This window comes from Bradyrhizobium sp., from assembly GCF_016219575.1.
GTDB lineage: Bacteria > Pseudomonadota > Alphaproteobacteria > Rhizobiales > Xanthobacteraceae > Bradyrhizobium.
Genome location: NZ_JACRMG010000024.1, coordinates 15283 through 40500, shown reverse-complemented (window position 1 = coordinate 40500; position 25218 = coordinate 15283). Strand labels below are relative to the sequence as shown.

The following is a 25218-nucleotide window of genomic DNA, read 5'->3' as shown; positions in this document are numbered from 1 at the left end:
AATTTGCGTTTCCGCAAAGTGCCGCCTCGCTACCTGCTTCAAGCTAAGCTATTTCGCAATTGAGGTGCCGCCGATGTCCGTCACGCAACTTGTCCCGAACGACGAGCGACCGTCGCCACAGGTGTGGCGGGTCGCGGCGATCGTCTATCCGGACAATGCCTATCCCGGCCCCGCCTTCGACGCACTCGTGCGGCTTTGTCGGGATCGCGGCATGGCGCTCGCCGGCGTGCTGCAGCATCAGGTCTGCACCGCGCCGGACCGGCGCTGCGACGTCGTGCTGGAAGACCTGACGACGGGCTACCGCACCTCGATCTTCGAGGACCGCGGGCCGGGCGCGGGCGGCTGCCGCCTCGATGAAGGGGCGCTTGCGGAAGCCACCGCCCGGATCGAAGGCAATCTGGAGGGCGGGGCGGACCTGCTGGTGCTCAACAAGTTCGGCAAGGCAGAATGCAGCGGCGGCGGACTGGTCGACCTGATGGCGAACGCGGTGGACCGCGGCATTCCGTCGGTGATCGGCGTGCCGAAAAGCAACCTCGAGGCCTGGCGCAAGTTTGCCGGCGACTTCGCCGTCGAGTTGTCCGACGACGTCAACGGGGTCGGACAGTGGCTCGCCAGCCTGCGCGAGCCGCCTGCCGTCGGCGACTAACCGGTTGCGCGGTGCCGGCGCCGCCTCAGTGATGCGCCGAGACGCTCTTGACGTACTGGGCTGCGAGTTCGGCGGTGGCGAACCGGCCGACATCGCCAAGGCTGATCATGCCGACCATCCGCTTGCTCTTGTTGATCACGGGCAGCCTGCGGATCTTCAGCGTCTCCATGTGGTGTATCGCTTTCGCCAGATCGTCGTCTTCCCGGCAGCAGTGGATGCCTTCGGTCATCACATCCCGCGCCGTCGTCCGCGCGGCGTTGAAATCCTTGCGCGCGAGGCCTTTGCAGACGATGTCGCGGTCAGTCACCATGCCGATCAGGTGATCGTCCTCGCCGATCGGAATGCAGCCGATGTCATGCGCCTGCATCAGTCTTGCGATCTCGGTGATCGGAGTCTCGGGGCTGACCCAATCGACTCCCTTGTGCATCACGTCCCTGACTTTCATGGAGGAACCTCCGTTGCAGCTCAGCCCCCGCTGGCTGCACTATACCGTGGACCGGAGGTGGCTGCACGCGACTCTAGCGGCAGCCTCTACTCGATGACGATCTCGCCGGTCATGCCGTGATCGGCATGGCTCTTGCCGTCCGAGCCCGTGATGCCGCAGCGCAGGTCGGTGACGCGGCCGGCGGCCACCGGCACGAACCACCATTCGGCGCTGTGCCCGGGATACACCTCGATCTCGCGGATCGCGCCCTTGAATTCGGCGAGCGTCACTGGCTTGCCGTCGCGCGTCTGCGTCACCTGCACCTTGCGCGTATAGATCATCTGGCTGAAGCCGTGCGAGGTGAAATAATGCGGCGCCTGGCTCTGGTTGCTGAGCACGAGCTTGTAGAGCTTGCCGGTCTCGAAGCGCAGCTTGTTGGGCACGAAGGCGTGCTCGCTGCCCTTGCCGAGTTCGACCGTCACGACGATCGGCTCCTGGCCGGCGAGGTTGCCGGCCGCGCGCGTCTCGACGGCGGGCGCCATCGCCAGCATCGCCACGAGCGCGAGGGTATTGGCGAAAGAAAATCTCATGTTGGTCATCCTCTTGGTCACCTGCTGCCGGCGTGCGGGGGGAGCTCCGCTCCTTGATTTGATGCAAATGCAAATGAGTTGCAATATCAGAAATCGTTGTCCCATGGCAATGGGAGCCGTCTTGGAGGACGATTCGCCGCAGAAGGGCGGGTTCGGACAACGCATGCGGCAATGCTCGGTTCGTCCGGACAGCCTTTGTTGCCTGCGGCAATCCTTGATCTGCACCAAACCCGGAATGCGCGGACCGTGGTAACGGGCCCGGAGTTTGGGGAAGGGGCCGATGCAGCAAGACCGCAGCGACGTACTGATCATCGGCGGGGGAATCGCCGGCATTGCCACCGCGCTCGATCTGCTCGACGGCCATAAGTCGGTGCTGCTGCTTGATCGCGACCGCGAAGAATCGTTCGGCGGCCTTGCCCGCGAGAGCTTTGGCGGAATGTTTTTCGTCGACTCGCCGGAACAGCGCCGGCAAGGCATCCGCGATTCCGCCTCGCTTGCGCTGCGCGACTGGACGAGCTTCGCAGAATTCGGCGCGGACGATCGCTGGCCGAAGGCCTGGGCCGAGGCCTATGTGCAGCGCTGCACCGACGAGGTCTATCGCTGGGTGCGCGGCTTCGGCGTCAGCTTCCTACCCGTGGTCAACTGGGTCGAGCGCGGCGAATTCACGCCGGGCAATTCGGTGCCGCGCTTTCACGTGGCCTGGGGAACCGGCAAGGGGCTGGCCGACGCCCTGATCGCGGCGCTGCGCGGACACCGCAATGCCGGCCGGCTCACCATCCGCTTCAATCGCCGCGTCGAGCGACTGTTGACGCAAGGCGGCCGCATCGAGGGTGCGGCGGGTGTCGACGAGGAGAGCGGGACGCCGTTCGAGGCCCGCGCCGAACAGGTCGTGGTGGCGGCCGGCGGCATCAACGGCGATCTCGGCCGCGTGCGGCGGAACTGGCATCGCGACTGGGGCCATCCTCCCGCCGAGCTTCTCAACGGCTCACACCGCTTCGCCGACGGACGCCTTCACGATGCCGTCACGGCTGCCGGCGGCGTTACTACGCACCTGGACAAGATGTGGAATTATGCGGCCGGCGTGCATCATCCGCGTCCGCGCAAGCCGAACCACGGCCTGTCGCTGGTGCCGCCGCGCTCGGCGCTGTGGCTGAACTGGCGCGGCGAGCGCATCGGGCCGCAGCCGCTGGTCTCCGGCTTCGACACGCGGCGGCTGGTCACCGATATTTGCGGCCAGCAGCGGCAATATTCCTGGCAGCTGATGAACATGAAGATCGCGCTGAAGGAGCTCGCGGTCTCCGGCGCCGAGCACAACCCGTCGATCCGCGAGAAGAACCGGCTGGGGTTTTTGCGCGACATCCTGTTCGGCAACCGCTGGCTGGTGAACGAGATGCTCACCCATTGCCGGGATTTCGTCACGGCGCCGACGCTGCCCGAACTGGTCGAGAAGATGAATGCGCTGCAGGGCGACCAGGCGGTGCAGCTCGATCGGGTCGCGGACGCCGTGGCGCAATATGATGCCACCATCGCGCGCGGGCCGAGCCTGAGGAACGACGAGCAGCTGCGCCGCATCGCCGCGCTGCGCGCCTATCGCGGCGACCGCATCCGGCTGTGCAAGTTCCAGCCGATCGACGACGCCAGGGCGCTGCCGCTGATCGCGGTCCGCGAATTCATCATTAGCCGCAAGAGCCTCGGCGGTATAATGACTGACTTGCAGAGCAGGGTTCTCGACGCGGCCGGCCGGCCGATCGAGGGGCTGTATGCGGTGGGCGAGGCGGCCGGCTTCGGTGGCGGCGGCGTTCACGGGCTGCGCGCCCTGGAAGGGACCTTCCTCGGCGGCTGCATTCTCTCGGGCCGCATCGCCGCGGCATCCATCGACGGCAGAACTCTGGGCGGGTGAGGATACACATGAAGAGAACCGGAGCCTGGCTGACGGTCTACGCGCTGGAGCAGATCGGCGCGCGTTTCACCTTCGGCATTCCCGGCGTGCACACGACCGAGCTGTACGATGCCCTGAATAATTCCAACCGCATCAGCCAGGTGCTGGTCACCCATGAGGGCGGCGCTTCGTTCATGGCCGACGCCATCGGCCGGCTGTCGGATTCGATCGGCGTGCTGACCGTGGTGCCGGCCGCGGGCCTGACCCATGCCGCAAGCGGAATCGGCGAAGCCTTTCTCGACGGCGTGCCGATGCTGGTGCTGTCGGGCGGCCCGCGCACCGATACGCCGCATCGCTACCAGCTGCACCAGATGGACACCCATCGCTTCATGGGCGGCCTGACCAAGGCGACGTTTCGCGTCGAGCGGCACGAGGACGTCGTGCCGACGCTGTTCAAGGCCTATGAGATCGCGGTCTCCGGCGAGCCCGGCCCGGTGTACGTCGAGCTGCCGGTCAATATCCTCTTGCTGACCGACGAGATCGGCGAACTGCCGGCATTCCAGCCGCCGGCGGCGCCGCGCGTCGAGGCGGCAACCGAGATCGCCCGCGCCGCCGAATTGCTGGCGGCGGCCGAACGTCCCTGCATCTTCACCGGCTGGGGCGCGCGGGATGCGACAGCCGAGCTGGTGCGTATCGCGGAATGGCTGGAGGCGCCGGTCGCCACCACCTTGCAGGGCCTGTCGGTATTTCCCGGCAACCATCCGCTGCATGCAGGCTTCGGCTTCGGCGCGTCGGCAGTACCGGCCGCGCAGAACGCGTTCAGGGATTGCGATTGCATCCTGGCGATCGGGACGCGGTTTGCCGAGATCGCCACCGGCAGTTACGGCGCCGCTGTGCCGGAGAATTTGATCCATATCGACATCAATCCGAACGCCATCGGCGCCAACTATCCGGCCAGGGTCGGCATCGCGGGCGATGCGGGAGCGGCGCTGAAGCAGCTGTCGGCCGCGCTGGAGGCTCGTGGGCCGCGGCGGCCGGCATCGTCTGCCCTGCGCGAGCAGATCGCGCGCGACAAGGCCGCCTATCGCGAGAGCTGGTACCGCCACGATGCCGCCGGCATCGTCAATCCTGCGCGCTTCTTCGACGAACTGCGCCGCGCGACGCCGGACGACGGCATCCTCGCCGTCGACGACGGCAACCACACCTTCCTCACCGCGGAGCTGATGCCGATCCACGCGCCGAAAAGCGTGATCCTGCCGACCGATTTCAACTGCATGGGCTATGCGGTGCCCGCGGCAATCGGCGCCAAGCTCGCCTTTCCGGACCGCAGCGTGCAGGCGATCGTCGGCGACGGCGCCTTCATGATGACCTGCATGGAGATCCTCACCGCCGCCAGCAACGGTCTCGGCGTGATCTATTACGTGTTCAATGACGGCGAACTCGCCCAGATTGCCCAGGCGCAGTCCATTCCCTACGGACGCAAGCCGTGCACGCAGCTTGGAAAACTCAACATCGAGGGCGTGGCGCTGGCGACCGGCGCGGCCTTCCTGCCGATGAACGACAACGCCGCGATATCGGGCGTCATCGCGCAAGCCCGCGCGATTGCGGGCCGCGGCCAGCCCGTCATCGTCGCCGTGCGCATCGACTACTCAAAGCGCACGGCCTTTACGCTGGGAACGGTGAAGACCAATTTCGGCCGCTTCCCGCTCAACGAGAAGCTCCGCTTCCTGACCCGTGCGGCGGTCCGCCACGTTGTCGGCTGAACGCGATCGGGTGCCGTTCATCCGATCGCGATTGCCACCTTGCCGAAATGCGCGCCGCTCGCCATGTGGGCGAAGGCCGCCTTGGCATCGGTGAATGCAAACACCTTGTCCACCACCGGCTTCATGCGGTTGACGGCAATCGCGTCCGCCATGGCCTGCAGGTCTTCCACCGAACCGACCGTCACGCCCTGCAGCCGCTGCTGCTGCATCACCATCAGCGGCAGGCGCGACTCCTGGTCGGGCCGACCGGCGAGCACGCCGATGAAGGCGATGCTGCCGCCGATCTTCGTCGCGCGGATCGACTCGTTGAGCGTGCCGACGCCGCCGACTTCCACGACGAGGTCGACGCCGTGGCCGGTCTCCTGCCGCACCAGCTTGCCCCATTCCGGCGCGGTCTTGTAGTTGATGGTGACGTCGGCCCCGAGTTGCCTGAGCTTTTCGATCTTGGCCTCGCTCGATGACGTCGCGATCACCCGCGCGCCGCTCATCTTCGCAAACTGCAGCGCAAAGATCGAAACTCCGCCGGTGCCCTGGGTCAGCACGGTCTGCCCCGGCCGGATGTTGCCTAGCTTCACCACCGCGCTCCATGCCGTGAGGCCAGCGCAGGGCAGCGATGCCGCCTCGACGTCGCTGAGATGATCCGGCGTGCGCACCAGCGCCGCCGCGGGCCAGACGCGATATTCGCACAGCACGCCGTCGAGCGCGCCGCCGAGATTGGAGCGCATCTTCGCCTCGCTCGGCTCGCCGCCGAGCCAGCCCTCGAAGAAGCTGCCGGTCACGCGGTCGCCCGGCTTGAACCCTGCGACACCGGCGCCTGCGCTTGCCACCGTGCCCGCGCCGTCGGACAAAGGTACCAGCGGAAATTTCTGCCGCGAACCGTAGCCGCCCTTCACGGTCAAGAGGTCGCGATAATTGATCGTCGCAGCCTTCAGCTTCACCAGCACCTGGCCGGGGCCGGGCACCGGGACCGGCTTCTCGACCAGGTTCATCGCATCGATTCCACCGGGTCCCTGCAACTCAAAGGCTTTCAATTCTGTCTCCTCCTTCTCGTGCGAATTGGCGTCACGCTACTTGCTTGCATGCGGGACGGAAAGACGGTTCTGATGGTGGGTACCATGCGGTGAAGGCCGTTCCGGCCCGCGTCCACCTAGAATCGCACGCATGCGGGGCCGATGATCAGCCCCACCGATTGCTGCTCGAATCTTCGCTTGTAGGCCTCGGCGATGGCATCGATCTTTACTCTGTCGTCGCCGCCGCCGGGCAGCACGATCTCGATCAGCTTGCTCGCCTCGTGCAGAATGCTGCCGCGCCGCGCATCGCGCCATTGTCCGGTCGAATCGATGACGGTGAAGCCGTCGGGAAACCGCGGCGAAACCTCGCGCGCGACGAAATCGCTCCAGTCGGCCTCGCTGACCCGGATCCGGTCCTCGACATTGCGGCCGAACAGCAACTGCGCCACTTGCCTGGCCTGCAGCGACGCGTCGCATGGAATGGAATCGGTGGTGGCGCCCGCCGGCGCCGCGGCGAGCACCAGGCCGGCGACGGCAGCGCGAAGCGGACGAAACGATCTGGCCATCCCTGCCATCATCGAACCGGTTCCTCCCTCGAGGTCATCCCGTCGTCTCGCCGGCATTCTGCAGCCATTGAATCCGGTTTCGCAGATCAATTGGAAGTCGCGATTTCGTTATGTTGCGAGATTGCCACGTCTCGCGTTCCGGCCCTGTGGCCTTGCAACGGCCGGGACGAATGCTACATCTGCGCACCCGCGTCCGTCCATTGCCGCATGATGATCCTTCCTTCCGCAACGCCAAGTGAAATCACGCCAGCTGGAGTCAGGACAGCCCTGCTGCTGCGCGAGGAGATCGCGCTGCTCGATCTCCGACATGAGGCGGAGTTCGCCACCGGCCATCCGCTGTTCGCCGCCAACATGACAGCCGGCCGCATCGCGCTGGAGGCGGAAGCGCGCCTGCCGCGCAAGGATGTCCCGATCGTCGTGTACGACAATGGCGAGGGCCTTGTCAGCGCGGCGCGCGAAAGCCTGGCAAGGCTCGGCTACGTCAACGTCCGCGAGCTCGCGGGCGGGCTGAAAGCCTGGGCGGCTTCCGGCTACGAGCTGTTCCAGGACGTCAATTCCTACGCCAAGGCCTTTGGCGAGCTGGTGGAGTCCCGCCGTCACACACCTTCGCTGCCCGCGGAAGATGTCGCCGCGCTGATCTCTTCCGGCGCCGACATCGCGATCCTCGACGTCCGCCGCTTCGACGAATACGCCACCATGAACATCCCGGGCTCGGTCAGCGTGCCCGGCGCCGAGCTCGTGCTGCGCGCCGCGAAGGCCGCGCCAGATCCCGCCACCACGATCGTGGTGAACTGCGCCGGCCGGACCCGCTCGATCATCGGCACGCAGTCGCTGATCAATGCCGGCGTGCCCAACAAGGTGGTGGCGCTGCGCAACGGCACCATCGGCTGGACGCTGGCCAGGCACACGCTCGAGCACGGCGCCAACCGTCGCGGCGCGATCGGCACCTTCGACGGCGCAGCGAACAACGCCCGCGACGTCGCCTATCGTGCCGGTGTCCGCCGCCTCGGCGCGCCGGATTTCGCCGCGCTCGAGGCGCAAGCCGGCCGCACGCTGTATCGCTTCGACGTCCGCGACGCCGAGGAATATGCCGCCGGCCACCTCAAGGGTTTTCGCCACTATGCCGGCGGGCAATTGGTGCAGGAGATCGACATGGCCGCACCCGTGCGCGGCGCGCGCATCGTGCTGACCGACGACAAGGGCATCCGCGCCGACATGACCGCATCCTGGCTCGCGCAGATGAGTTGGGAGGTCTACGTCCTCGACGGCGGCTATGACGGCTCGCTGGAGACGGGCGCGCCCGCAATGGTTCCGAAGCCCGATCCGGCGCAGCGCTATCGCAGGCCTTACGAGGGCACGGACGTCTCGGCAGAGAAGATGCAGGCCTATCTCGATTGGGAATTCGGCCTCGTCGAGCAATTGCGCCGCGACGGCACGCATGGCTTCTTCGTGATTTGACCTACTTCCCCGACCCGCTCTTGCCCGCGACGAACACGTCGCGGTGCGGAAACTTCTGCACCAGCTCCGCGGTCTGGCCAAAGTTGGTGGCGAGCACGTCGGCGGGATTTCCCGCGATCCATTGCGTGAGGTCGATGCTTTCGTAGATCCCGCTGTTGAAGCCGATCAGGATCCGCGCGCGCGTGTTGCCGGTGTTCTCGATCGAGTGTCCGTAGCCCTGCGGGATATAGCCGACGTCGCCCTTGTCCAGTTGCTCGGTGCGGAAGCGGCCGTGCGAGCCGAACAGCGTCACGCTCACCTGGCCGTCGATGACGTATTGCCATTCGTCCGCATTCGGATGCCAGTGCAGCGTGCGAAGCGCGCCGGGATCGAGGTCGAGCACCACGCCGGTCACGGTCCTGGAGATCGGGAAGCGGCTGGAGTCGACGCGCCATTCGCGGCCGCCGTCGAAGGTAGCGGTCGGCTGCTGCGACAGCAGGCGATATTTGTGCGTCTCGGGCGGCAGCTTCCAGCCCTGCAGGGGCGTCGATGGTTCAGCGGGAGGAATTTTGCCGCGGGCAAAATACACCTCCTCCTTCGGAAAGGAGTCGAATACGGATTCCGGCAGGCCGAAGTTCTTGGCCAGCAGCGGCTTTGGCGTGTGCCCGATCCAGTCGGTGATCGAGAAGGTGCCGAACTCGGAGAAATAGCGGTTGTCGAAGATCAGGATGAAGTGGCAGGGCCGCTCGCCCAGGCATTGCAGCATGTGGCCGTGGCCGCGCGGAAAATACCAGACGTTGCCGGGGTCGAAATCATTGGTCTCCGAGGCTCCTTGCGGGTCGATCACCGTGGTGCGCACGCGCCCCTCCAGCACGAACGCCCATTCCGCGGCGGTGGCGTGCCAGTGCAGCTCGCGCATCGCGCCGGGCTCGAGCTTCATGGAGACGCCGGCAATGCCCTTGGAGATCGGCAGCTGGGTGACGGTCGCTTCCTTGCCGAAGCTGTTGCCGATCACCTTGCCTTGCGATTTCTCCAGCGCGAACTTGAAAGTCGGCAGTTCCTTCTCTGCCAGCGCGGGATCTGGGACGTTGTTCATGAAGGAAGGATCGCCCGCCACCGCCTGCTGCGATCCGCTCAGCGTCGCCAGCGTGGCGATGCCGGCGGCGGCGGTGAGGAACTCGCGGCGGTGCGGATCGGACATGGGCGTCTCCTGATGCATCGGCGAACGGCGGGGCTGGCCAAGTGTAGCAGCGACCCGTCGCGGCCCGAAGACCGGAGACCTTTCATTTTCGAAAGACGCGATCAGCCCTTGGTCACCAGCACCGGTTTTGCTACCGGAAACTGGTAGCGCAGGCCGGCATTGAGTCCCCAAGCCTCGATATTGTCGCCCTTCCTGTAGTCGGCGCGAGCGTAGCCGACCCATTGCGAATCCAGCGTGCTGCCGGAAATGCCCACGCCGTATTGGCCGTAGGTTCCGACGCGATCGGCGCTGAGGTTGAAGATCGTCGGGCCCGCCAGCGTGACCGCCCGAAGCTGCGAATTGTCGGCGAATTCGTGCCACACGCTCAGCGCTATGAAGGGTTGGTAGTTCATGTTCGCGAATTGCTGGTTGAACCCGACGCGGACGCCAGCCCGCCCGAGCAGCGTGTCGATGTCGTTCACGAACAGGTTGCCGGCAGGCACGTTGAAGATCGCATTGCCGGCGAACGGGATCGGATCGATGCTGAAGCGGGACCAGATGACGGCGGCCGACGGCTCAATGAACCATCCGCCCAGGGAATAGTGATAGCCGGCCGACCCGCTCACCGAGTAGGCGTGTCCGTCGACCTTGCTGAAGAGGCCGACCTGATTCTGCGTGCCGGTGAAGCGATACTGATCGTAGCGGACCATTACATCGGCAAAAAAGCCGCCGCGGATGACAGCTGCGTAGCCGCCGACGAAGGGAACGTCGAATCCACCGGTGGCGAAGCCGTTGATCTCGCGGCCGGTCGCGTTGATATAGCCGCCGGTCACTCCGAAGTGGAAATCGGTGCCGTCCACGTTCAACCTGGCAATGTCGCCGCCGATTTGAAAGCCGACATACCGCTCGGCGAACCGGCTGGTGCAGGGCGTGGGCGCCGAAGGCGGAGTCACGAAGGTGACCGTGGCTGAGCCGTTCAGGGTGACCTCTCCGGTGATGGCGCGGCCCCAGACTCCGCCGCCGGGCTGGTCCGGTGCGCTCGGCTGGCCGGCGACAAAAGCATTGGTCTGGGTCAGAAAGGCCGTGTTGACCGTATTGAGCGTCGCCAGTAGGCCCGTCGCCGAGGAGAGACCGACCGAGCCGGCCGGCCCGCACGGCGCGACCGCCGGCGCCTGTGCGAACGCCGCAGATGCTGCGAGAATGACGACCAAGGCGGCTGCTCCGCCGCGAAGAATGCTTTGCACGATACCCATTGGATTGCCCCCGTCTGGTTCGCATGGCCTGTTGCGGGTCGTCATTCTTCCGTGACGACTGATTGCAGGTCGATTCACTGCCCCCGTGAGTTGCAAATCAAGGAAGTAAGGGGAGGCGGGGACGGAGGAGAGTGGTATTTCGGTGTGTGTGTTGCCCGTTCGCAACGTTCCGTTGCAGTGCACGCCATTCACGGATTGCGGCCCCTGAAATCATGCACGCCCGGGATGCGCGGCTTGACCGGACGAAATCAGGAGCGCCGGGCGCGAGTCCCGGGTGTTGCAAATCCGGAACGACGGGCAAATCACCGGTTCCGTTTTACGGAATCGATGTCAAGCCCTCGAATGAAAAATATTCTCCTTTTCAGAATACCCAAATCAGGTCCATAACCTCTCCCAGCCCGCGCCACCATGAGGGGACGCTTCGCGGTCGTCACGAACGTTGGCGCGGGTTGCGATGGACGCTGCGGCGTCAGGCGGGATCATTCCTGCCAGACGAAACGCGGCAGCGTACGGTGAAATCGTGTGGTCCTGGCGCCGCGACCCTGGCGCTACGCTGGCGGGGAGTCTTTCCGCCTGCAACGGGGGCAAGAAAGGCCGTTCCCCGGGGAGAGCGCGACATAAGCCGTAGAGCCATTGCGCGGGGAAAGCCGGGATGTCTCGGCTGTACCTGTCAAACCCGTGTGCATTTTCTTTCGCTACAGATCGCACACGGCGATGCGGGTGCCGCCGGCACCCGGCTTTCCCTGCGCCCTCAGTCGGAGAGAGGGCCAACGAGATGGCACAACCCGGGCGAAAACGCGCCGCGGCAATGCATATTCGCGCGCCGTATCAGGCGGGTCCCGGCTGGCGTCGAAATCGTGCGCCGGTGCATCATGCAGGCAGTCATGACACCTCCCGGGGAAATCCCATGCCCGCTTATCCGGCTTCGACCACCGTCCTCGATTCCATCCTGTTCCGCGACGCCTTCGGCACGCCGGCGATGCGTGAGGTGTTTTCCGATCTCGCGCTCGTCTCCCGATATGCCGAGGTCGAGATCGCGCTCGCGAAGGCCGAGGCGCGCTGCGGCGTGATTCCGGCAGAGGCCGCCGAAGAGATTGCGCGGCGCACCGATGTTTCCGCGTTCGATTTCGACCTGCTGCGCCGGGAGACCGACGTGGTCGGCTACCCCATCCTGCCGCTGGTGCACCAGATGGTGAAGCAATGCGGCGAGGCCGGGCGCTACGTGCATTGGGGCGCCACCACGCAGGACATCATGGACACCGCCGTGGTGCTGCAGATCCGCGCCGCGCTGCAGCTGATCGAAGCCGACATCGCGGTGCTGCGCGACATCCTCGTCGGGCTCTCGAAGCGTTACCGCGACACGCCGATGGCCGGGCGCACTCATCTGCAGCAGGCACTGCCCGTCACCTTCGGCTACAAGACCGCGATCTGGCTCGCGATGTTCGACCGCCATGCCGGGCGCCTCCAACAATTGAAGCCGCGCGTGCTGGTCGGCCAGTTCGCGGGCGCGGCCGGCACGCTCGCTTCGCTCGGCGACAAGGGGTTCGAGGTGCAACGCGCGCTGTGCGAGGAGCTTGGCCTCGGCGTGCCCGCCGCCACCTGGCATGTCGCGCGCGACGGCCTTGCGGAAGCCGTCAATTTCCTTGCGCTTGTCACCGGTTCGCTCGGCAAGATCGCGCTCGACATCATGCTGATGGCCTCGACCGAATTCGCCGAGGTCTACGAGCCGTTCGTGAAAGGACGCGGCGCGTCCTCCACCATGCCGCAGAAGCGCAACCCGATTTCCTCCGAGCTGATGCTGGCCGCCGCCAAGGGCGTGCGCCAGCATGCCGGGCTGATGCTCGATGCGATGGTGCAGGATTTCGAGCGCGCCACCGGCCCCTGGCATGCCGAATGGATGGCGATCCCGGAGAGCTTCGTGCTCACGGCGGGCGCGCTGCATCAGGCGAAGTTCGCCCTCGGCGGCCTGGTCGTGGACACCGACAGGATGGCCGCCAATCTCGGCATCAGCCGCGGCCTCATCGTGGCGGAAGCGGTGATGATGGGGCTTGCGCCCGCGATCGGCCGGCAGGAGGCGCATGACGTCGTCTACGACGCCTGCCGCCTCGCCAATGACAGGGGCATGACCTTGGCCGATGCGCTCTCCGCCGATCTGCGCGTTGCCGCGCGGATCGACCGCGCGACCATCGATCGCCTCACGTCGCCGGAAAACTATCTCGGGCTCGCGCCCGAAATGGTCGATCGCGTGCTTGCGAGCGCGAAGCGGTGAAGGCGGCTTTTCCGCTCACCCATCCTGCGCCGGGGCGCCGCGCCGGGAGGATCACCGCACTTGCGATCACGCCTTGAATGCCAGTCGCAGCCCGCCCCAATGCTTTCCCTTGATGTGGATGGGGACATCGATTTCCTTGAGCGTCACCACGTTGCCGCCCCCCATGTCCCGGTCATAGGTCTGCAGCGCGAATTCGCGGCTGGTGCGGGCGGCGCGCAAGCCGGCGCTGTCCTTGAAGAAGCGGCGATTGCGACAGTTCGCGGCATTCCAGACCGGATCGTCCCTGCGCGGGGTTTGCGAGAATTGCCGGTTATGCGTCGGCAGATAGGCATTCCGGTCGACGGCTGCGCAGAACACCACCCGCGGATCGAGGGCAAGCGCGGGCTCCTGGATCGCCGGCAGCAGCCGGTCGCACAATTCGGTGAACGGCGCGTCGAACTGCTGCGGGTTGGAGCCGGCGATTGGCCGGTAGTCGAAGTCGAACAACCGCGCTTCCGGGATCGTGCCCCTGGCAATCTCGGCCTCGAAGGCGGCGCCGATCTTCTGGGCGGCCTCGCGAGCCGCGGCCACGAAACTGCGGTCGGCCTCGTCCACCGATCGCAGGAAGCGCGCGATCGCCGCGTTGCGGTCCTCGGACAGCTCGTCGAACTGGACATGGATGCTCGACTGCCCGATCGAGATGATGGTTCCGGCGACCTCGCCGAATTGTTCGGTCTCGAAAACGACCGGCTGCCCTTCGCATGCTGCCGCCGCGGAACCAGTCGACCGGAAGCGCAGGCCTCCTTCCGAAAGGTCGAGTATCGTGCCTTCGATCCGGCTCGCACCGCAGCGCATCCGCGCCGGGACCGACACGGGGCGGCGGTTCTCCTGCGACCTTCGGTCGCCCGCGTCGGACGAGCGCAGCGACACCACCATGTTGGCCCGCAACTCGGCGACCCGGCCATTGGTGCCGGTGACGAGTTGCGACACCAGCCGGGACTGGGTCTCGATCTCGGCAGAACGGCCGGAGATCCGCGTCACGTTTTCCGAGACCAGGGCCACTCCCTGAGAAGCCTCGGTCAGGCTGCGCGCCACGTCGAGCAAGGTCGCTTCCTGTTGTTCCGCAGCGGCGGCGACCGCTCCGGTCACCTCCTTGATGCCGGACACGGCCACGCCGACCTTGCCGATCACGTCGATGCTCTCGCGCGAAACCCGGCAGATGTCCTGGATCCGGTGCGCGATGTCCTCGGCGGCCTCGCTTGTCTTTTTCGACAACGCCTTCACTTCGTGGGCGACGACGGCAAAGCCCCGGCCGGCCTCGCCCGCGCGGGCCGCCTCGATCGTGGCATTGAGCGCAAGCAGATTGGTCTGTGCGGCAACCTCGGAGATCAGATGGGTCACGGTTTCGATCCGCGTGGCCGCTTCGTTCAGCGCCGCAACCGTTGTACTGGCCTGCTCGACTTCCTCCGCTGCGCGGTTGGCGAATTGTGCGGTTTCCACCGCCCGCTGCGCGATCTCGCGGCCCGCGGCGGAAAGCTGCTCGGTCGCGGCCGATACCGAGGTGACGTTGCTGGTGGCCTGCTCCGAGGAGGCCGCCACGGCGCAAGCTTCCGAAGCGATGGTCTGAGCGTCCCTGGCGGCTGCTTCGCCGCGTTGCGAAGCATCGTTGCTGATCGCCAGCACTTCGGCTACCGCGCTGTCGAGATCGGCCTCGAGAATCCTGCACATGTCGATCAGCACCTGACGTTGTTCCTGTTCGGCGCCGGCGCGAAGCTCCTCCATGCGTCGGTCGCTTTCCGCTGCGCGCACGCTGTTGTCCCGGAATACCTCGACGGCGGCAGCCATCGAGCCGATCTCGTCTCGGCGGTTCAGGGAAGGAATACCGGTGGTCAGATCGCCGTCGGCGAGATTGCGCATCGCGCCGGTCATGGCGCTGAGCGGCCGAATGATCCCGAAAATGATCCCGAGAAGGCCAAGCACCACGGTGGCGCATACCAGGCCGGAAATGCTCCACAGCAGCGTGTTGAACCAGTCGACGCGGCTCGACGCATCGCTTTCCAGCGCGGTATTGGCGTCGTTGGCCTGCTTGACGATCTCGTCAATGATGGCGCGGTGCGCGGCATAGGCGGTGCTCAGCTCGGCGTAGGCCTTCTCGGCTTCCTTCCTATCGCCCCTGGCAAGCGCGTCGATCATATCGCGCTCCGAGGCCTTCCAGAAGCGCTGAACCTCGGCGTCGGAACGTTCGATGAGTTTCTGCTTCAGCCCCGCGTCCAGCTCCGACTTGCGCCAATAATCGCGCCGATCCTCATAGTCCTTGTGCAGTTCCGCGAGCCGTGCGCGGCGTCCGGCATGGGACGACGGATCGCGCATCGCGAGCGTCGATTCCAGATAGGCCTCGATGACGTATTCCGGCGGCGGCAGGATGTCGGCAATGAGATCGTTGCCGAGCTTGATCTTGGTATAGAGCGGCCCGCCAACCCGCAGCTGCTCCAGCGCCCACCGCCCGGTGCCGACGACGGCGACAAAGCCGAAGATGGTGATGACGGCAAACAACAGAATCCATTTGACGATCGAAATGCGCACGATGATTGCCCCCGGCTTGTCCTTCATCAGGTATCCCTTGGACAGGCATAAGGCGCGGCTAAAGCGGCTAACGGAATTCTGCAGCCCGCCGGCCGTTCTGTCAGGAATTTCCGGACAAGCGGATTCAGGACTCGTTAACCACGGTTTCGGCAGTCTGACGGCGATAAGTTCCGCGCGAAAGCGCTCATTTTTTCAAGTCCACGACGATGCTGTTCGAGAATTTGCCTGCGTCCACTGCATTGAAGCTCGACCGGTTCGAGGACGTCGACCATTTCCACGAGAGCGAGCGGTATGCGAATGCGGAGAGCATTCCGCTGCGAGCCGGTGATTTCTGCGTGATGCGGGCAAGCCTTGCCCTGCCGTCATGCACCTTGTCGCTGGTCCGGACCTTTCCGCGACTCATCAACGGCTTCGACTCCTCGGGGCGGCTGCTGATCGTCGTTCCCATGAACGACATCTCCTCGACGCGTCTGAACGGCAAGGCCGTCGGGCAATCGCTGATCCTGATCAAGGGGAAGGCGAACTGCACCGTTGTGGAGCCCGAAGGGCGGCTCGTTGCGATTCTTTCGATCCGCCCGGAAACGCTGGATCGCAGTTGGTCCGCCTTCAACGGTCACTTGCTGATGCATTTGCCGACGGCGGAGCTGGCTCGCCTGCAAATGCTGATCCGCAGTGCGCTGCAACTCGCCGCAACGGAGCCGGAAAGCCTTGCGGTTGTGGACGTGTCAAGCGCCCTGGAGGATTCGCTGTCCCTGGGCTTCGACGAGGCCATGTGTGCCGGCATGTTCCACGATTGCGACAATCCGGCGTCGCTGGCGCGCTACAAGGGCATCGTCGATCATGTCGATCGCTTGCTGAGTCACAATCCGATCGACGCGGCGAACGAAAAGCTGGCCGACGAGATCGGCATTTCCGTCCGCACGCTGCAGACCGCCAGCCAGTCCGTCTGCGGCATGGCCGTCCATCGCTATACCAGGCTGAGGCGCCTGTGGTCGGTGCGCCGGCAGCTTCGTACCGGCGCTACCGGCCTGACGGTGAAGGCAAGCGCGCTCGCCCACGGATTCTGGCATCTCAGCCAGTTTACCAACGCCTACCGCGCAAACTTCGGCGAACTTCCCTCGGTTACGCTCGAGCAGGCGCGGTTCGGAACCGGCGTGGCGCGATTGGCCTTGAACTCCCGCTAAAGTTACTGGCATCCTCGCCTGCGCAGGTGAATCGTCGGCGGCCACGGTTCCGCGAGCCCGGTGCGCTCGCCAGCCGCTTCCCGCGCACTCGATTCCAACAACAGAACATGGACGTCAGATGAATCAGCCCCAGCGCAACCTCGTTGCCGCCATCGATCCGGTCAAGCTCGACCGGCTCGCCGAAGTCGCGATCAAGGTGGGGCTGCGGCTGCGCGAGGGACAGGATCTGCTGCTCACCGCGCCGGTGGCGTCGCTGCCGCTGGTGAGGCGGATTGCCGAACATGCCTACAAGGCGGGCGCGGGCCTGGTGACGACGCTCTTCTCCGACGAGGAGCTCACGCTGGCGCGCTATCGCTTCGGCCACGACCAGAGCTTCGATCGCGCTGCCGGCTGGCTCTACGAGGGGATGGCGAAGGCGTTCTCCGGCAATACCGCCCGGCTGGCGGTGGTCGGCGACAATCCGATGCTGCTGTCCGGCGAAGACCCGGCCAAGGTCGCGCGCGCCAGCAAGGCCAATTCGATGGCCTATCAGCCGGCGCTTGAGAAGATCGTCAATTTCGACACCAACTGGAACATCATCGCCTATCCCAGCACCTCCTGGGCGAAGCAGGTATTCCCCGACGATCCCGAGGACGTCGCGATCGCGAAGCTTGCGGATGCGATCTTCTCGGCTTCGCGCGTCGACAAGGACGGCGCGGTGGCGAACTGGGAAGCGCATAATGCGCGGCTGCGCGAGCGTACCGAATGGCTGAACGGCCAGCGCTTTCACGCGCTGAAATATTCCGGGCCCGGCATGGACCTCACCATCGGTCTCGCCGACGGCCATGAATGGGAAGGCGGCGCCTCGACCGCGAAGAACGGCATCACCTGCAACGCCAACATCCCGACCGAGGAAGTCTTCACCACGCCGCACTGCCGGCGCGTCAGCGGGCATGTGGTGAGCTCGAAGCCCTTGTCCTACCAGGGCACGCTGATCGACAACATCCAGGTCAAGTTCGAGGAAGGCCGCATCGTCGAGGCGAGGGCCTCGCGCGGCGAGGAAGTGCTGAAGAAGGTGCTCGACACCGACGAGGGTGCGCGCCGGCTCGGCGAGGTGGCGCTGGTACCGCATTCCTCGCCGATTTCGAAGAGCGGGCTGCTGTTCTTCAACACGCTGTTCGACGAGAACGCCGCCTCGCACCTCGCGCTCGGCCAGTGCTATTCGAAATGCTTCGTCGACGGCGGCAAGCTGACGCCGCAGCAGATATCAGCGCAGGGCGGCAACCAGAGCCTGATCCATATCGACTGGATGATCGGCAATGGGCAGACCGACATCGACGGCATCCACGCCGATGGCCGCACGGTGCCGGTGTTCCGCAGGGGTGAGTGGGCGTAACGTGTTGGCCAAATCAATCTCGGAACTGGAGGCTTGTCATGTCCGCCGGAGAGGAGCCGCTTGAACCCTGTTGCAAGGACATGGCGGCTGCCTTGTCCTTCGAAACCGGACGCCATTTCTTCGTCGAGGACGGTGAACTGAGGCTGCTCGTCGCGCATACGCCGTTGCTTGACGGCGGCGAGGCCGAACTGGAGAATATCGTCCGCTTCTGCCCGTTCTGCGGCAAGCCGGCCAAGACGTTGTTCGAGCACTAGCAAATTTGAGCACCAGTAAGGGAGACGCCCATGCGCGTACTCGTGGCGGGCGGCGGCATCGGCGGACTGACCACTGCGATAGCGCTGCGCCATCAGGGTATCGACGCGCTGGTGCTCGAACAGGCGCAGACCCTGAACGAAATCGGCGCCGGCATCCAGATCGCCGCCAACGCCGCGATCGTGCTGCGCGAACTCGGGCTGGAGTCGGCGATGCGCGCCGTCGGCGTCAAGCCGCAGTCCTACGACTATCGCGACCTGCGCACCGGCCGCATGCTCTACCAGGCGCCGCTCGGCGATGAGGCGGCAGGCCGCTACGGCGCGCCGATGTACAACATCCACCGCGCCGATCTGGTCCAGCTGCTGTTCGATGCGGTGCCGCCCGAAGCAAAGAAGCTGGGCGCGCGCTGCGTCGACGTTGCGCAGGACGAGGGCGGCGTCGAGGTGACGCTGCAGACCGGCGAGAAGGTTCGCGGCGACGCCCTGGTCGGCTGCGACGGCATCCATTCGGCGGTGCGCAGGCATCTGCGCGGCGAGGAAGAGAAGCACTTCGCCAACATCCTGATGTGGCGTTCGCTGATCCCGGCGGAGCGGCTCGAAGGCCTCAATCTGGAAGAGCGCGGCAATTACTGGTTCGGCCCGGGCCGCACGCTGATCACCTATTGGGTGCGGCCCAAGAAGCTCTACAGCATCCTCGCCTCCGTGCCGGCGCACGAGGTGCAGCGCGAGTCCTGGGACGACAGCGGCGACATTTCCGAGATGCTGCGCTCGTTCGACGACGCCGAGCCGCGCGCCCGCAGGATGCTGGAGCAATGCAGGAGCGTCTTCATCACCGGCATGTACTATCGCGACCCGATCGACAGCTGGACGAAGGGCCGCGTCACGCTGCTCGGCGATGCCGCGCATCCGATGGTGCCGTTCCTTGCCGCCGGCGCCGGACAAAGCATCGAGGACGCCTGGACCTTTGCGCGCGTGCTGGCGCGGCGGCAGGACGATGTTCCCGGCGCGCTGCTCGAATATGAACGGCGGCGCCTGCCGCGCACCACGCGCATCCAGGCCGGCGCGCGCGCCGCGGTCAAGCTGATGCACGAGTCCGATGCGCAGCGCGTGCGCGACCGCAACGGCCGCTGGAAGGGCATGGCGCGGATCGATCCGCTGGCGGAGACCAGCTGGGGCCTTGCCTGGGCCTATGACGTCGTCAAGGCGGTCGAGGGACCGCCGGGCGAAGTGCTCAACGTCACGGGCCTGCGCGAAGGCAAACGCCTGCAGCGCGAGGTGAGCCAGCGCGCTTTCGATCTCTGGAAATATGCGTTCCGGCCCGAAGACGTTTCGCGCGGGCACGACGGTCTGCGCGAGGCCTATGACCGCTTCCTCACCACGAACTTTCCGTTGCCCGATGGCGTCTCCGCCGTGGAGGAAGAACTCGGCGACGTCAGGGCGTGGCGCGTGGCGGCGCCGGATGCGCCGCGCGGCAATGTCGTGCTGCATTTCCATGGCGGCGGCTACCTGATCGGTTCGGCCAAAGGCTCGCTGGAATATGCCAGCCGGCTTGCCACGGCGGTCGACGGCGCCTGCTACACTGTCGATTATCGCCTCGCGCCGGAGCATCCCTATCCCGCCGCGATCGACGATGCCGTGATGGCCTACCGCGCGCTGCTGGCGCGCGGCATCCCCGCGAGTTCGATCCTGGTGTCCGGCGAATCGGCCGGCGGCGGCCTTGCCGTTGCGCTGGTGCTGGCGCTGCGCAATGCCGGCGATCCATTGCCGGCGGCGATCCTCGCGGTAGCGCCGTTTGCGGACCTCACGCTGTCGGGACCGAGCATCAAGGCTTTCAACGGCAGCGATCCCGCGGCCAACCGCGATCTCCTCACCTTCATGGGCGCGTCCTACTTCCAGGGACACGAGCCGACCGACCCGCTGGTCTCGCCGCTGTTTGGCGATCTCGCTGGCCTGCCGCCGCTGTTCGTCACGGCAACGGAAGGGGAGGTGCTGCTCAGCGACGCCACGCGGCTTGCCGAACGGGCGGAGAAGGCCGGCGTCGACGTCACGCTGCGCCTGGTCGAGGACTCCGTGCACGTCTACACGATCTTCCCGTTCCTGCCGGAAACCAAGAGCACCATGGAGGAAGTCGCCGCGTGGTCGCGGCGGCATTTGCGCCGCAACGACGCCAAGACGCAGGCGGCCGAATAGTCACGGCGTCATGCAAGCTGCAGCCGGTAGAAATCCGCTGCGGTCCTGGAGAACAGCGCGGTCTTCTCGGCCTCGCTGTATTGCGCCGAAATCCGCTTGAAGGCGTTGAAGATCACTTGATAGCTGCACTGGCCCTTGTCGGGCGGAAAATTGCTCTCGAACATCGCGCGCTGCGGCCCGAATGCCTCGATACAGGTCTCGATGTAGGGCCGCCACGCCTGGGCCGCTTCCTCGGAAGTGGGCGGCCTTGGGCGCAGATGGAAATCATAGCCGAGCAGGCACATCGCGAGCCCGCCGAGCTTGACCACGACATTCGGACATTTCGCGATGTCCTGGATCGCGGCCTTCCACACCGCAAACGTCTCCTCGCGCTTGCCCGCGAAGCGCCCGAGCCCGACCGGCCCGCCGCAATGGTCGAGCACGATCTTGGTATCGGGAAAGGCGCGGGCGAGATCGGCAAGCTCGCCGATCTGCGGATGGAACAGCCAGGCGTCGAAGGAGAGATCGAGCGGCGCGAGGCATGCAAATCCCTTGCGGAAGGTCGGATCGAGCAGCAGCCCCTTCGGCCGCGTCGCATACATGCCGGCGACGTCGGGCTCGGGATCCCAGGCGGAGGAGTGCCGGATGCCGCGGAAGCGGCCGTTGCCGGCGGCGATCTCGGCCTCCAGCACGCCCCTGGCGGCGTCGCCGAGCAGCAGATTGGCATGGCTGACGATGCCGGCATTGATCTGCGCCTTGCCGTAGCCGCCGCTCGCGCTCATGGCCGCCACGCCGTTGGCGAATTCGACCTCACCGACGGGACGGAACGCCTCCGGCCCGCCGGCGCGGTACATCGAGCGGCAATCGACATAGACGGTGGCGACGATGTTGTGGCCGGTGGCGATGTCGGCGGCCATCTCCTCGATCATGTAGCGCAGGCCGCCGCGGTCCCAGAGATGGTGATGCGGATCGACGATCGGGCGGGCGGGATCGATGACTGCTTCGGCGTGCTGGGCAAGCCAGTCCTCGCGCGGATTGGCGTAGAGCCCGCTACTGGAAGCGGGCGCGGTGCTGGCGGACATTCTCACTCCCCGACGTTGTCATTATTGCCTGGACGGCGCGTCTCACACCCCGTCGAGAATGATCACCGTAGGCATCGTTGGCAAGCTGTCGCGAGAAATCTTCAAGGAGCGTTCGCTGCGCCGGTCGATCTCGAATTGCTGGCCGATCTTCTGCATGAACTCGTCGAGCGGGGTGGCGAAGCGGTGCATCGGCAGCACCACGGAAGAGCGCAGGCGTTTTGTGATCTCGGAGACGCCGTCGAGCGACATGGTGTAGGTGCCGTCGATCGGCACCATCAGGATGTCGATGCGGCCGATCTGGGCAAAGTGACTTTCGTCGAGCTTGTGGTGGAGGTGGCCGAGATGGCCGATGCACAGCCCGGCGGCCTCGAAGATGAAGATCGAATTGCCGTCCCGGATCATGTCGCCGCCGGCGAAGTCGCCATAGTAGCGGCGGATGTCGGTGGTGACGTTGCGGATATAGGCGTCGCCGAGACGCAGATCGACATGCGCCGCCTTGCCGCCGTCGCTCCAGCCGTGCAGGACGTGGGGGATCTTCGGATCGGGATACAGCGTGAAATGCGTGCTGTGCGCCCGGTTCATGGTGACGACGTCGGGCAGCCGGCCGGGCGCATGATAGGCGCCGCTGAAATCGGTCGCAATCCGCACGCCGCGCGGCGTGTCGATGTAGTAGGTGGAATGGCCGGCATAGGTGATGACAACATCCTCGGCCTTGGCGGCGAGGCGATAGCTCACCGGCACCGCGCGCGGCGCGCTTGCCATCGCCAGGCACTCGCTGCGCTGCGGGGTCTGCGCCAAGGCCGACGTGACGAATGGACAAAGCAGGGCAAGCGCGGCGATCAATCTCGACATGATTGGCCCATTCCCGAAGGGATGTCTTCGGCCACTCTATCGCCGAATCCGGTGGCCGTCATGACGGCAGTTCGTCGCGTGATCGAATTGCAATCCTATCGCGCGCCGGCCCATCCTCGAGTTGAGACTTGGCCTATTCGTCGAATCGATAATGACCGGCGACTGTGGCCCTTCAGTGCGCCGAAGATGTCTGTGATTTTGCCTGTCTGGCATTCAGCTTTGAATTCGATCCGCCCATTGGGCAGTTTGCTTGCGACAACTCTTCCACCCGCAACGAGGCCCAAATGTTCGAGCATGTCGTCGCTCAGCAAGATTTGGCCCTTTGCGCTGATAGTGATTTTCGTCATGCAAAGCCTCGCAACGCTGAGCCGGAAAGATAGAGCAAGAATGCCGGAAGCGCGAGGGCGAAACCGACGTGCATCACTCCCGCCGCGGGCTGATCTTCCAGGTGACGGCCATGATGGCCGCGGTCAGGACGCCGCTGATGCCTGCGGCGAACGGCGCGGCCAGCGCCAGTGCTGATGTGGCGGCCCAGCCGATCGAGGAAAACGCCTCCGCGAAGGTCGCGATGCGCGAGGAGGTCTGGCGGCGGCGGAACTGGCTGCGCCGGGCCTGCACGCGGAACCAGAGCTGGATCGCAGTGGCCGATACCGTTGCCACGATCACGCCGAGCGCGGTGATCGCCGCCTGAATGGGGGACGCAAGGGCAAGCGCAGCAACCAGCGGCGCGAAGATCGCGGCGATCGCGATCAGCACCACTTCGATCTTGGCTCTGACGACGCTGACGGGCGGCAACGGCGCAGTCGCAACCAGATCGGCCGCATCCTCGCCGGAGATGGTGAGCCAGGCGAGGCCGCCCGCGAGCTGGCCGGCCGCCATCACCATCACCGGCGTCACCAGCATGATCGCGGCGGAGCTGTCGGAGAAGCCGCGCCACAGCAGAAGCGCCGGCGGCACCAGATAGAGCAGTTGCATCAGGCTCTGCGACATCAGCCAGGGATCGCGCTTGAGCAGCACGAACTCCTTGCGCCGCAGCGCCTGCTGGCGCGAGCCGTTGCGGAAGGGATTGGCGTGCTGGCTTGCGCGGGCCGAGGCGTGGCTTCCGGAAACGCCGATGGCGGTATCGGCAAAGCGCGGCGAGAAGATCGCCATCACCGCGCCGAGCATGACGAGGCTGCCCGCGAGCAGGAGCAACAGCGCCTCGGGATCGCCGAGCGCGGCGCGGGCCGGCCACCACAGCAGGCTGTCGGGGCCGGGCGCGAAGCCGGCGGCGGCATCGGAAGTCAGCACCGCGAATCGGGACAGCGTGCCGTAGGAGAGAATGGCGGCGACCTGAAGCGCGATGACGAAGCCGGCGCCGACGACGGCGGCAAGGATCTGCGCGACCAGCCGCGTGCGGCCCGGGCCGATCAGGCGGAACAGGATCAGCGTCACGGCAATGGCGACGGCGACTGCGGAAAGTCCGATCGCGATGACGACGGCAAAGGCGGCGAGCCACCGTGCACCGCCGCTGATGACGAGCACGTCGACGAAGGGCGCCGCGAACAGCAGCGCCATCGAGGTGACGGAGAGCGCGATGGCGGCGATGCGGACGGAGAAGATATTGGTCAGCCGCACCGGCGAGGACATGATCAGATCGAGATCGGCGCGGGCGTAGAACACCCGCGTCACCGATTCGATGGCCTGCGACAGCATCAAGGCCCAGGCGAGTGCGATGGTGGCGGTCATCACGATCAGCGAGGTCTTGTCGAGCGGCATCTCGAGGCCGGCGAAGCGGCCGATCACGGCGTAGGCCGGCAGATGCATGATGGCGGCAAATACAACGAGGCCGATCATCGCGGCGCGCTTGCGGCCGCGGCGGCCGCCGGTGAGCATGGCGATCCATTCGCGCCAGGCCAGCCGCACCTCGTGCCGGACGAACCAGGACAGGCTGCTTGCGGAGCTCATGCCGCGGCAGCCTCGTCGACCAGCGCAATGAACATGTCTTCCAGGGTGTCGTCGCGGCCGTTGCGCTGGCGCAACTCGTCGAGCGTTCCCTCCGCGACCAGGCGGCCGGCGGCGATGACGCCGATGCGATCGGCCATGCGTTCGGCGACCTCGAGAATGTGCGTGGTCATGATGACCGTGCAGCCGGCGCGTACGCGCGCCTGCAGCAGGCCCTTGACGTGGCGCGCCGACAACGCGTCGAGGCCGGTGAGCGGCTCGTCGAGAATGATGAGCCGGGGGTCGTGCACCAGCGCGCCCGCCAGCGCCACCTTCTGGCGCATGCCCTTGGAAAACCCTTCGCAGCGTTCGTGCAGATGCGGGCCGAGGCCGAGCGAGGCGAGCAGTTCGTGTGCGGAAGCCTCGGCCGATGCTGCGTCGATGCCCCAGAGGCCGGCGACGAATTCGAGATATTCCAGTGGCGTCAGCTTGTCGTAGATCATCGGCTCGTCGGAGACCCACGCCATCGTCTGCTTGGCGGCGACGGGATCGGCGAGCGCATCGATGCCGAGGATCGACACCGAGCCGGCATCGGGCCGCAGCAGGCCGGCCACCATGCGCAGCGTGGTGGTCTTGCCCGCGCCGTTGGGGCCGAGCAGCGCGTAAAATTCGCCCCTGCGGACGGCGAGATCGAGCGCATCGACCGCCGGGCGGTCAAAACGCTTGGTTAACCCTCGCACTTCCAGAGCGGCTTCGGCGATCGTCATCGGAAAATCCATGTCCGCTTCGTTACAGACCATGGA

The 25218-nt window shown here is 65.8% G+C and carries 20 protein-coding genes; 9 read left to right on the top strand and 11 right to left on the bottom strand.

Translation table 11 applies throughout. The annotated features are described in order from the left end of the window. The first annotated feature begins 73 nt into the window (after window positions 1-73). Entirely contained in the window at window positions 74-646 is a 573-nt protein-coding gene (locus HZB49_RS20140; RefSeq protein ID WP_291614577.1) for a DUF2478 domain-containing protein, read from the top strand. A gap of 25 nt (window positions 647-671) precedes the next feature. Here the strand turns inward: HZB49_RS20140 and HZB49_RS20135 are convergent, their stop codons facing one another. Both HZB49_RS20135 and HZB49_RS20130 read right to left on the bottom strand, forming a co-directional pair. Next, a complete protein-coding gene (locus tag HZB49_RS20135; protein ID WP_291614575.1) occupies window positions 672-1091 on the bottom strand; it encodes a CBS domain-containing protein in 420 nt (139 codons plus the stop codon). Window positions 1092-1177: 86 nt separating this feature from the next. Then, window positions 1178-1660 (bottom strand): hypothetical protein, encoded by a 483-nt coding sequence (locus tag HZB49_RS20130; protein WP_291614573.1) that lies wholly within the window; start codon window positions 1658-1660, stop codon window positions 1178-1180. 280 nt (window positions 1661-1940) lie between these two features. On the opposite strand from HZB49_RS20130, the gene HZB49_RS20125 reads away from it, so the two are divergent. Both HZB49_RS20125 and HZB49_RS20120 read left to right on the top strand, forming a co-directional pair. Next, window positions 1941-3560 carry an FAD-binding dehydrogenase gene (locus HZB49_RS20125; protein WP_291614571.1) on the top strand — a complete coding sequence of 540 codons (1620 nt, stop codon included), beginning with the start codon at window positions 1941-1943 and terminating at the stop codon, window positions 3558-3560. 8 nt (window positions 3561-3568) lie between these two features. Further along, window positions 3569-5302, top strand: a complete 1734-nt coding sequence (locus HZB49_RS20120) for a thiamine pyrophosphate-binding protein (RefSeq protein ID WP_291614569.1) — start codon at window positions 3569-3571, stop codon at window positions 5300-5302. Between the two features lie 17 nt (window positions 5303-5319). Here the strand turns inward: HZB49_RS20120 and HZB49_RS20115 are convergent, their stop codons facing one another. Together HZB49_RS20115 and HZB49_RS20110 are read right to left on the bottom strand one after the other, a co-directional pair. Continuing rightward, window positions 5320-6333, bottom strand: coding sequence for an NAD(P)-dependent alcohol dehydrogenase (locus HZB49_RS20115; protein ID WP_291614567.1), 1014 nt, complete (start codon window positions 6331-6333; stop codon window positions 5320-5322). Window positions 6334-6449: 116 nt separating this feature from the next. Beyond that, window positions 6450-6878 carry a DUF3574 domain-containing protein gene (locus HZB49_RS20110; RefSeq protein ID WP_291614565.1) on the bottom strand — a complete coding sequence of 143 codons (429 nt, stop codon included), beginning with the start codon at window positions 6876-6878 and terminating at the stop codon, window positions 6450-6452. 210 nt (window positions 6879-7088) lie between these two features. On the opposite strand from HZB49_RS20110, the gene HZB49_RS20105 reads away from it, so the two are divergent. Continuing rightward, window positions 7089-8336: a rhodanese-like domain-containing protein gene (locus tag HZB49_RS20105; protein ID WP_291614606.1), complete on the top strand. Its 1248-nt coding sequence runs from the start codon at window positions 7089-7091 to the stop codon at window positions 8334-8336. A gap of 1 nt (window position 8337) precedes the next feature. Here HZB49_RS20105 and HZB49_RS20100 read toward each other — a convergent pair whose 3' ends face one another. After that, entirely contained in the window at window positions 8338-9516 is a 1179-nt protein-coding gene (locus HZB49_RS20100; protein ID WP_291614564.1) for a cupin domain-containing protein, read from the bottom strand. A 101-nt stretch (window positions 9517-9617) separates the two neighbouring features. Beyond that, window positions 9618-10940, bottom strand: coding sequence for an autotransporter outer membrane beta-barrel domain-containing protein (locus HZB49_RS20095; protein ID WP_291614562.1), 1323 nt, complete (start codon window positions 10938-10940; stop codon window positions 9618-9620). Between the two features lie 715 nt (window positions 10941-11655). On the opposite strand from HZB49_RS20095, the gene HZB49_RS20090 reads away from it, so the two are divergent. Continuing rightward, window positions 11656-13017, top strand: a complete 1362-nt coding sequence (locus HZB49_RS20090; RefSeq protein ID WP_291614560.1) for an adenylosuccinate lyase family protein — start codon at window positions 11656-11658, stop codon at window positions 13015-13017. A gap of 66 nt (window positions 13018-13083) precedes the next feature. Here HZB49_RS20090 and HZB49_RS20085 read toward each other — a convergent pair whose 3' ends face one another. Next, a complete protein-coding gene (locus HZB49_RS20085; RefSeq protein WP_291614558.1) occupies window positions 13084-15606 on the bottom strand; it encodes a methyl-accepting chemotaxis protein in 2523 nt (840 codons plus the stop codon). A 179-nt stretch (window positions 15607-15785) separates the two neighbouring features. On the opposite strand from HZB49_RS20085, the gene HZB49_RS20080 reads away from it, so the two are divergent. From HZB49_RS20080 to HZB49_RS20065, 4 genes are all read left to right on the top strand, one after another. Continuing rightward, window positions 15786-16763 carry a helix-turn-helix domain-containing protein gene (locus tag HZB49_RS20080; RefSeq protein ID WP_291614556.1) on the top strand — a complete coding sequence of 326 codons (978 nt, stop codon included), beginning with the start codon at window positions 15786-15788 and terminating at the stop codon, window positions 16761-16763. A 118-nt stretch (window positions 16764-16881) separates the two neighbouring features. Then, on the top strand, window positions 16882-18138 hold the full coding sequence (locus tag HZB49_RS20075) for an aminopeptidase (protein WP_291614554.1): 1257 nt from the start codon (window positions 16882-16884) through the stop codon (window positions 18136-18138). A 38-nt stretch (window positions 18139-18176) separates the two neighbouring features. Further along, the gene (locus HZB49_RS20070; RefSeq protein WP_291614552.1) at window positions 18177-18392 is read left to right on the top strand and encodes a hypothetical protein; all 216 of its coding nucleotides are present in this window, start codon (window positions 18177-18179) and stop codon (window positions 18390-18392) included. A 30-nt stretch (window positions 18393-18422) separates the two neighbouring features. After that, window positions 18423-20579, top strand: coding sequence for an alpha/beta hydrolase fold domain-containing protein (locus HZB49_RS20065; protein WP_291614550.1), 2157 nt, complete (start codon window positions 18423-18425; stop codon window positions 20577-20579). Window positions 20580-20587: 8 nt separating this feature from the next. On the opposite strand, the gene HZB49_RS20060 is transcribed toward HZB49_RS20065, so the two are convergent. The 4 genes from HZB49_RS20060 to HZB49_RS20045 form a co-directional block, all read right to left on the bottom strand. Beyond that, the gene (locus HZB49_RS20060; protein ID WP_291614548.1) at window positions 20588-21640 is read right to left on the bottom strand and encodes an amidohydrolase family protein; all 1053 of its coding nucleotides are present in this window, start codon (window positions 21638-21640) and stop codon (window positions 20588-20590) included. A 42-nt stretch (window positions 21641-21682) separates the two neighbouring features. Then, on the bottom strand, window positions 21683-22492 hold the full coding sequence (locus HZB49_RS20055) for an MBL fold metallo-hydrolase (protein WP_291614546.1): 810 nt from the start codon (window positions 22490-22492) through the stop codon (window positions 21683-21685). Window positions 22493-22912: 420 nt separating this feature from the next. Beyond that, window positions 22913-24439, bottom strand: a complete 1527-nt coding sequence (locus HZB49_RS20050; protein ID WP_291614544.1) for a permease — start codon at window positions 24437-24439, stop codon at window positions 22913-22915. Then, window positions 24436-25182: an ABC transporter ATP-binding protein gene (locus HZB49_RS20045; protein ID WP_291614542.1), complete on the bottom strand. Its 747-nt coding sequence runs from the start codon at window positions 25180-25182 to the stop codon at window positions 24436-24438. Before HZB49_RS20045 ends, HZB49_RS20050 begins: the two co-directional genes overlap by 4 nt. Window positions 25183-25218 lie beyond the last annotated feature (36 nt).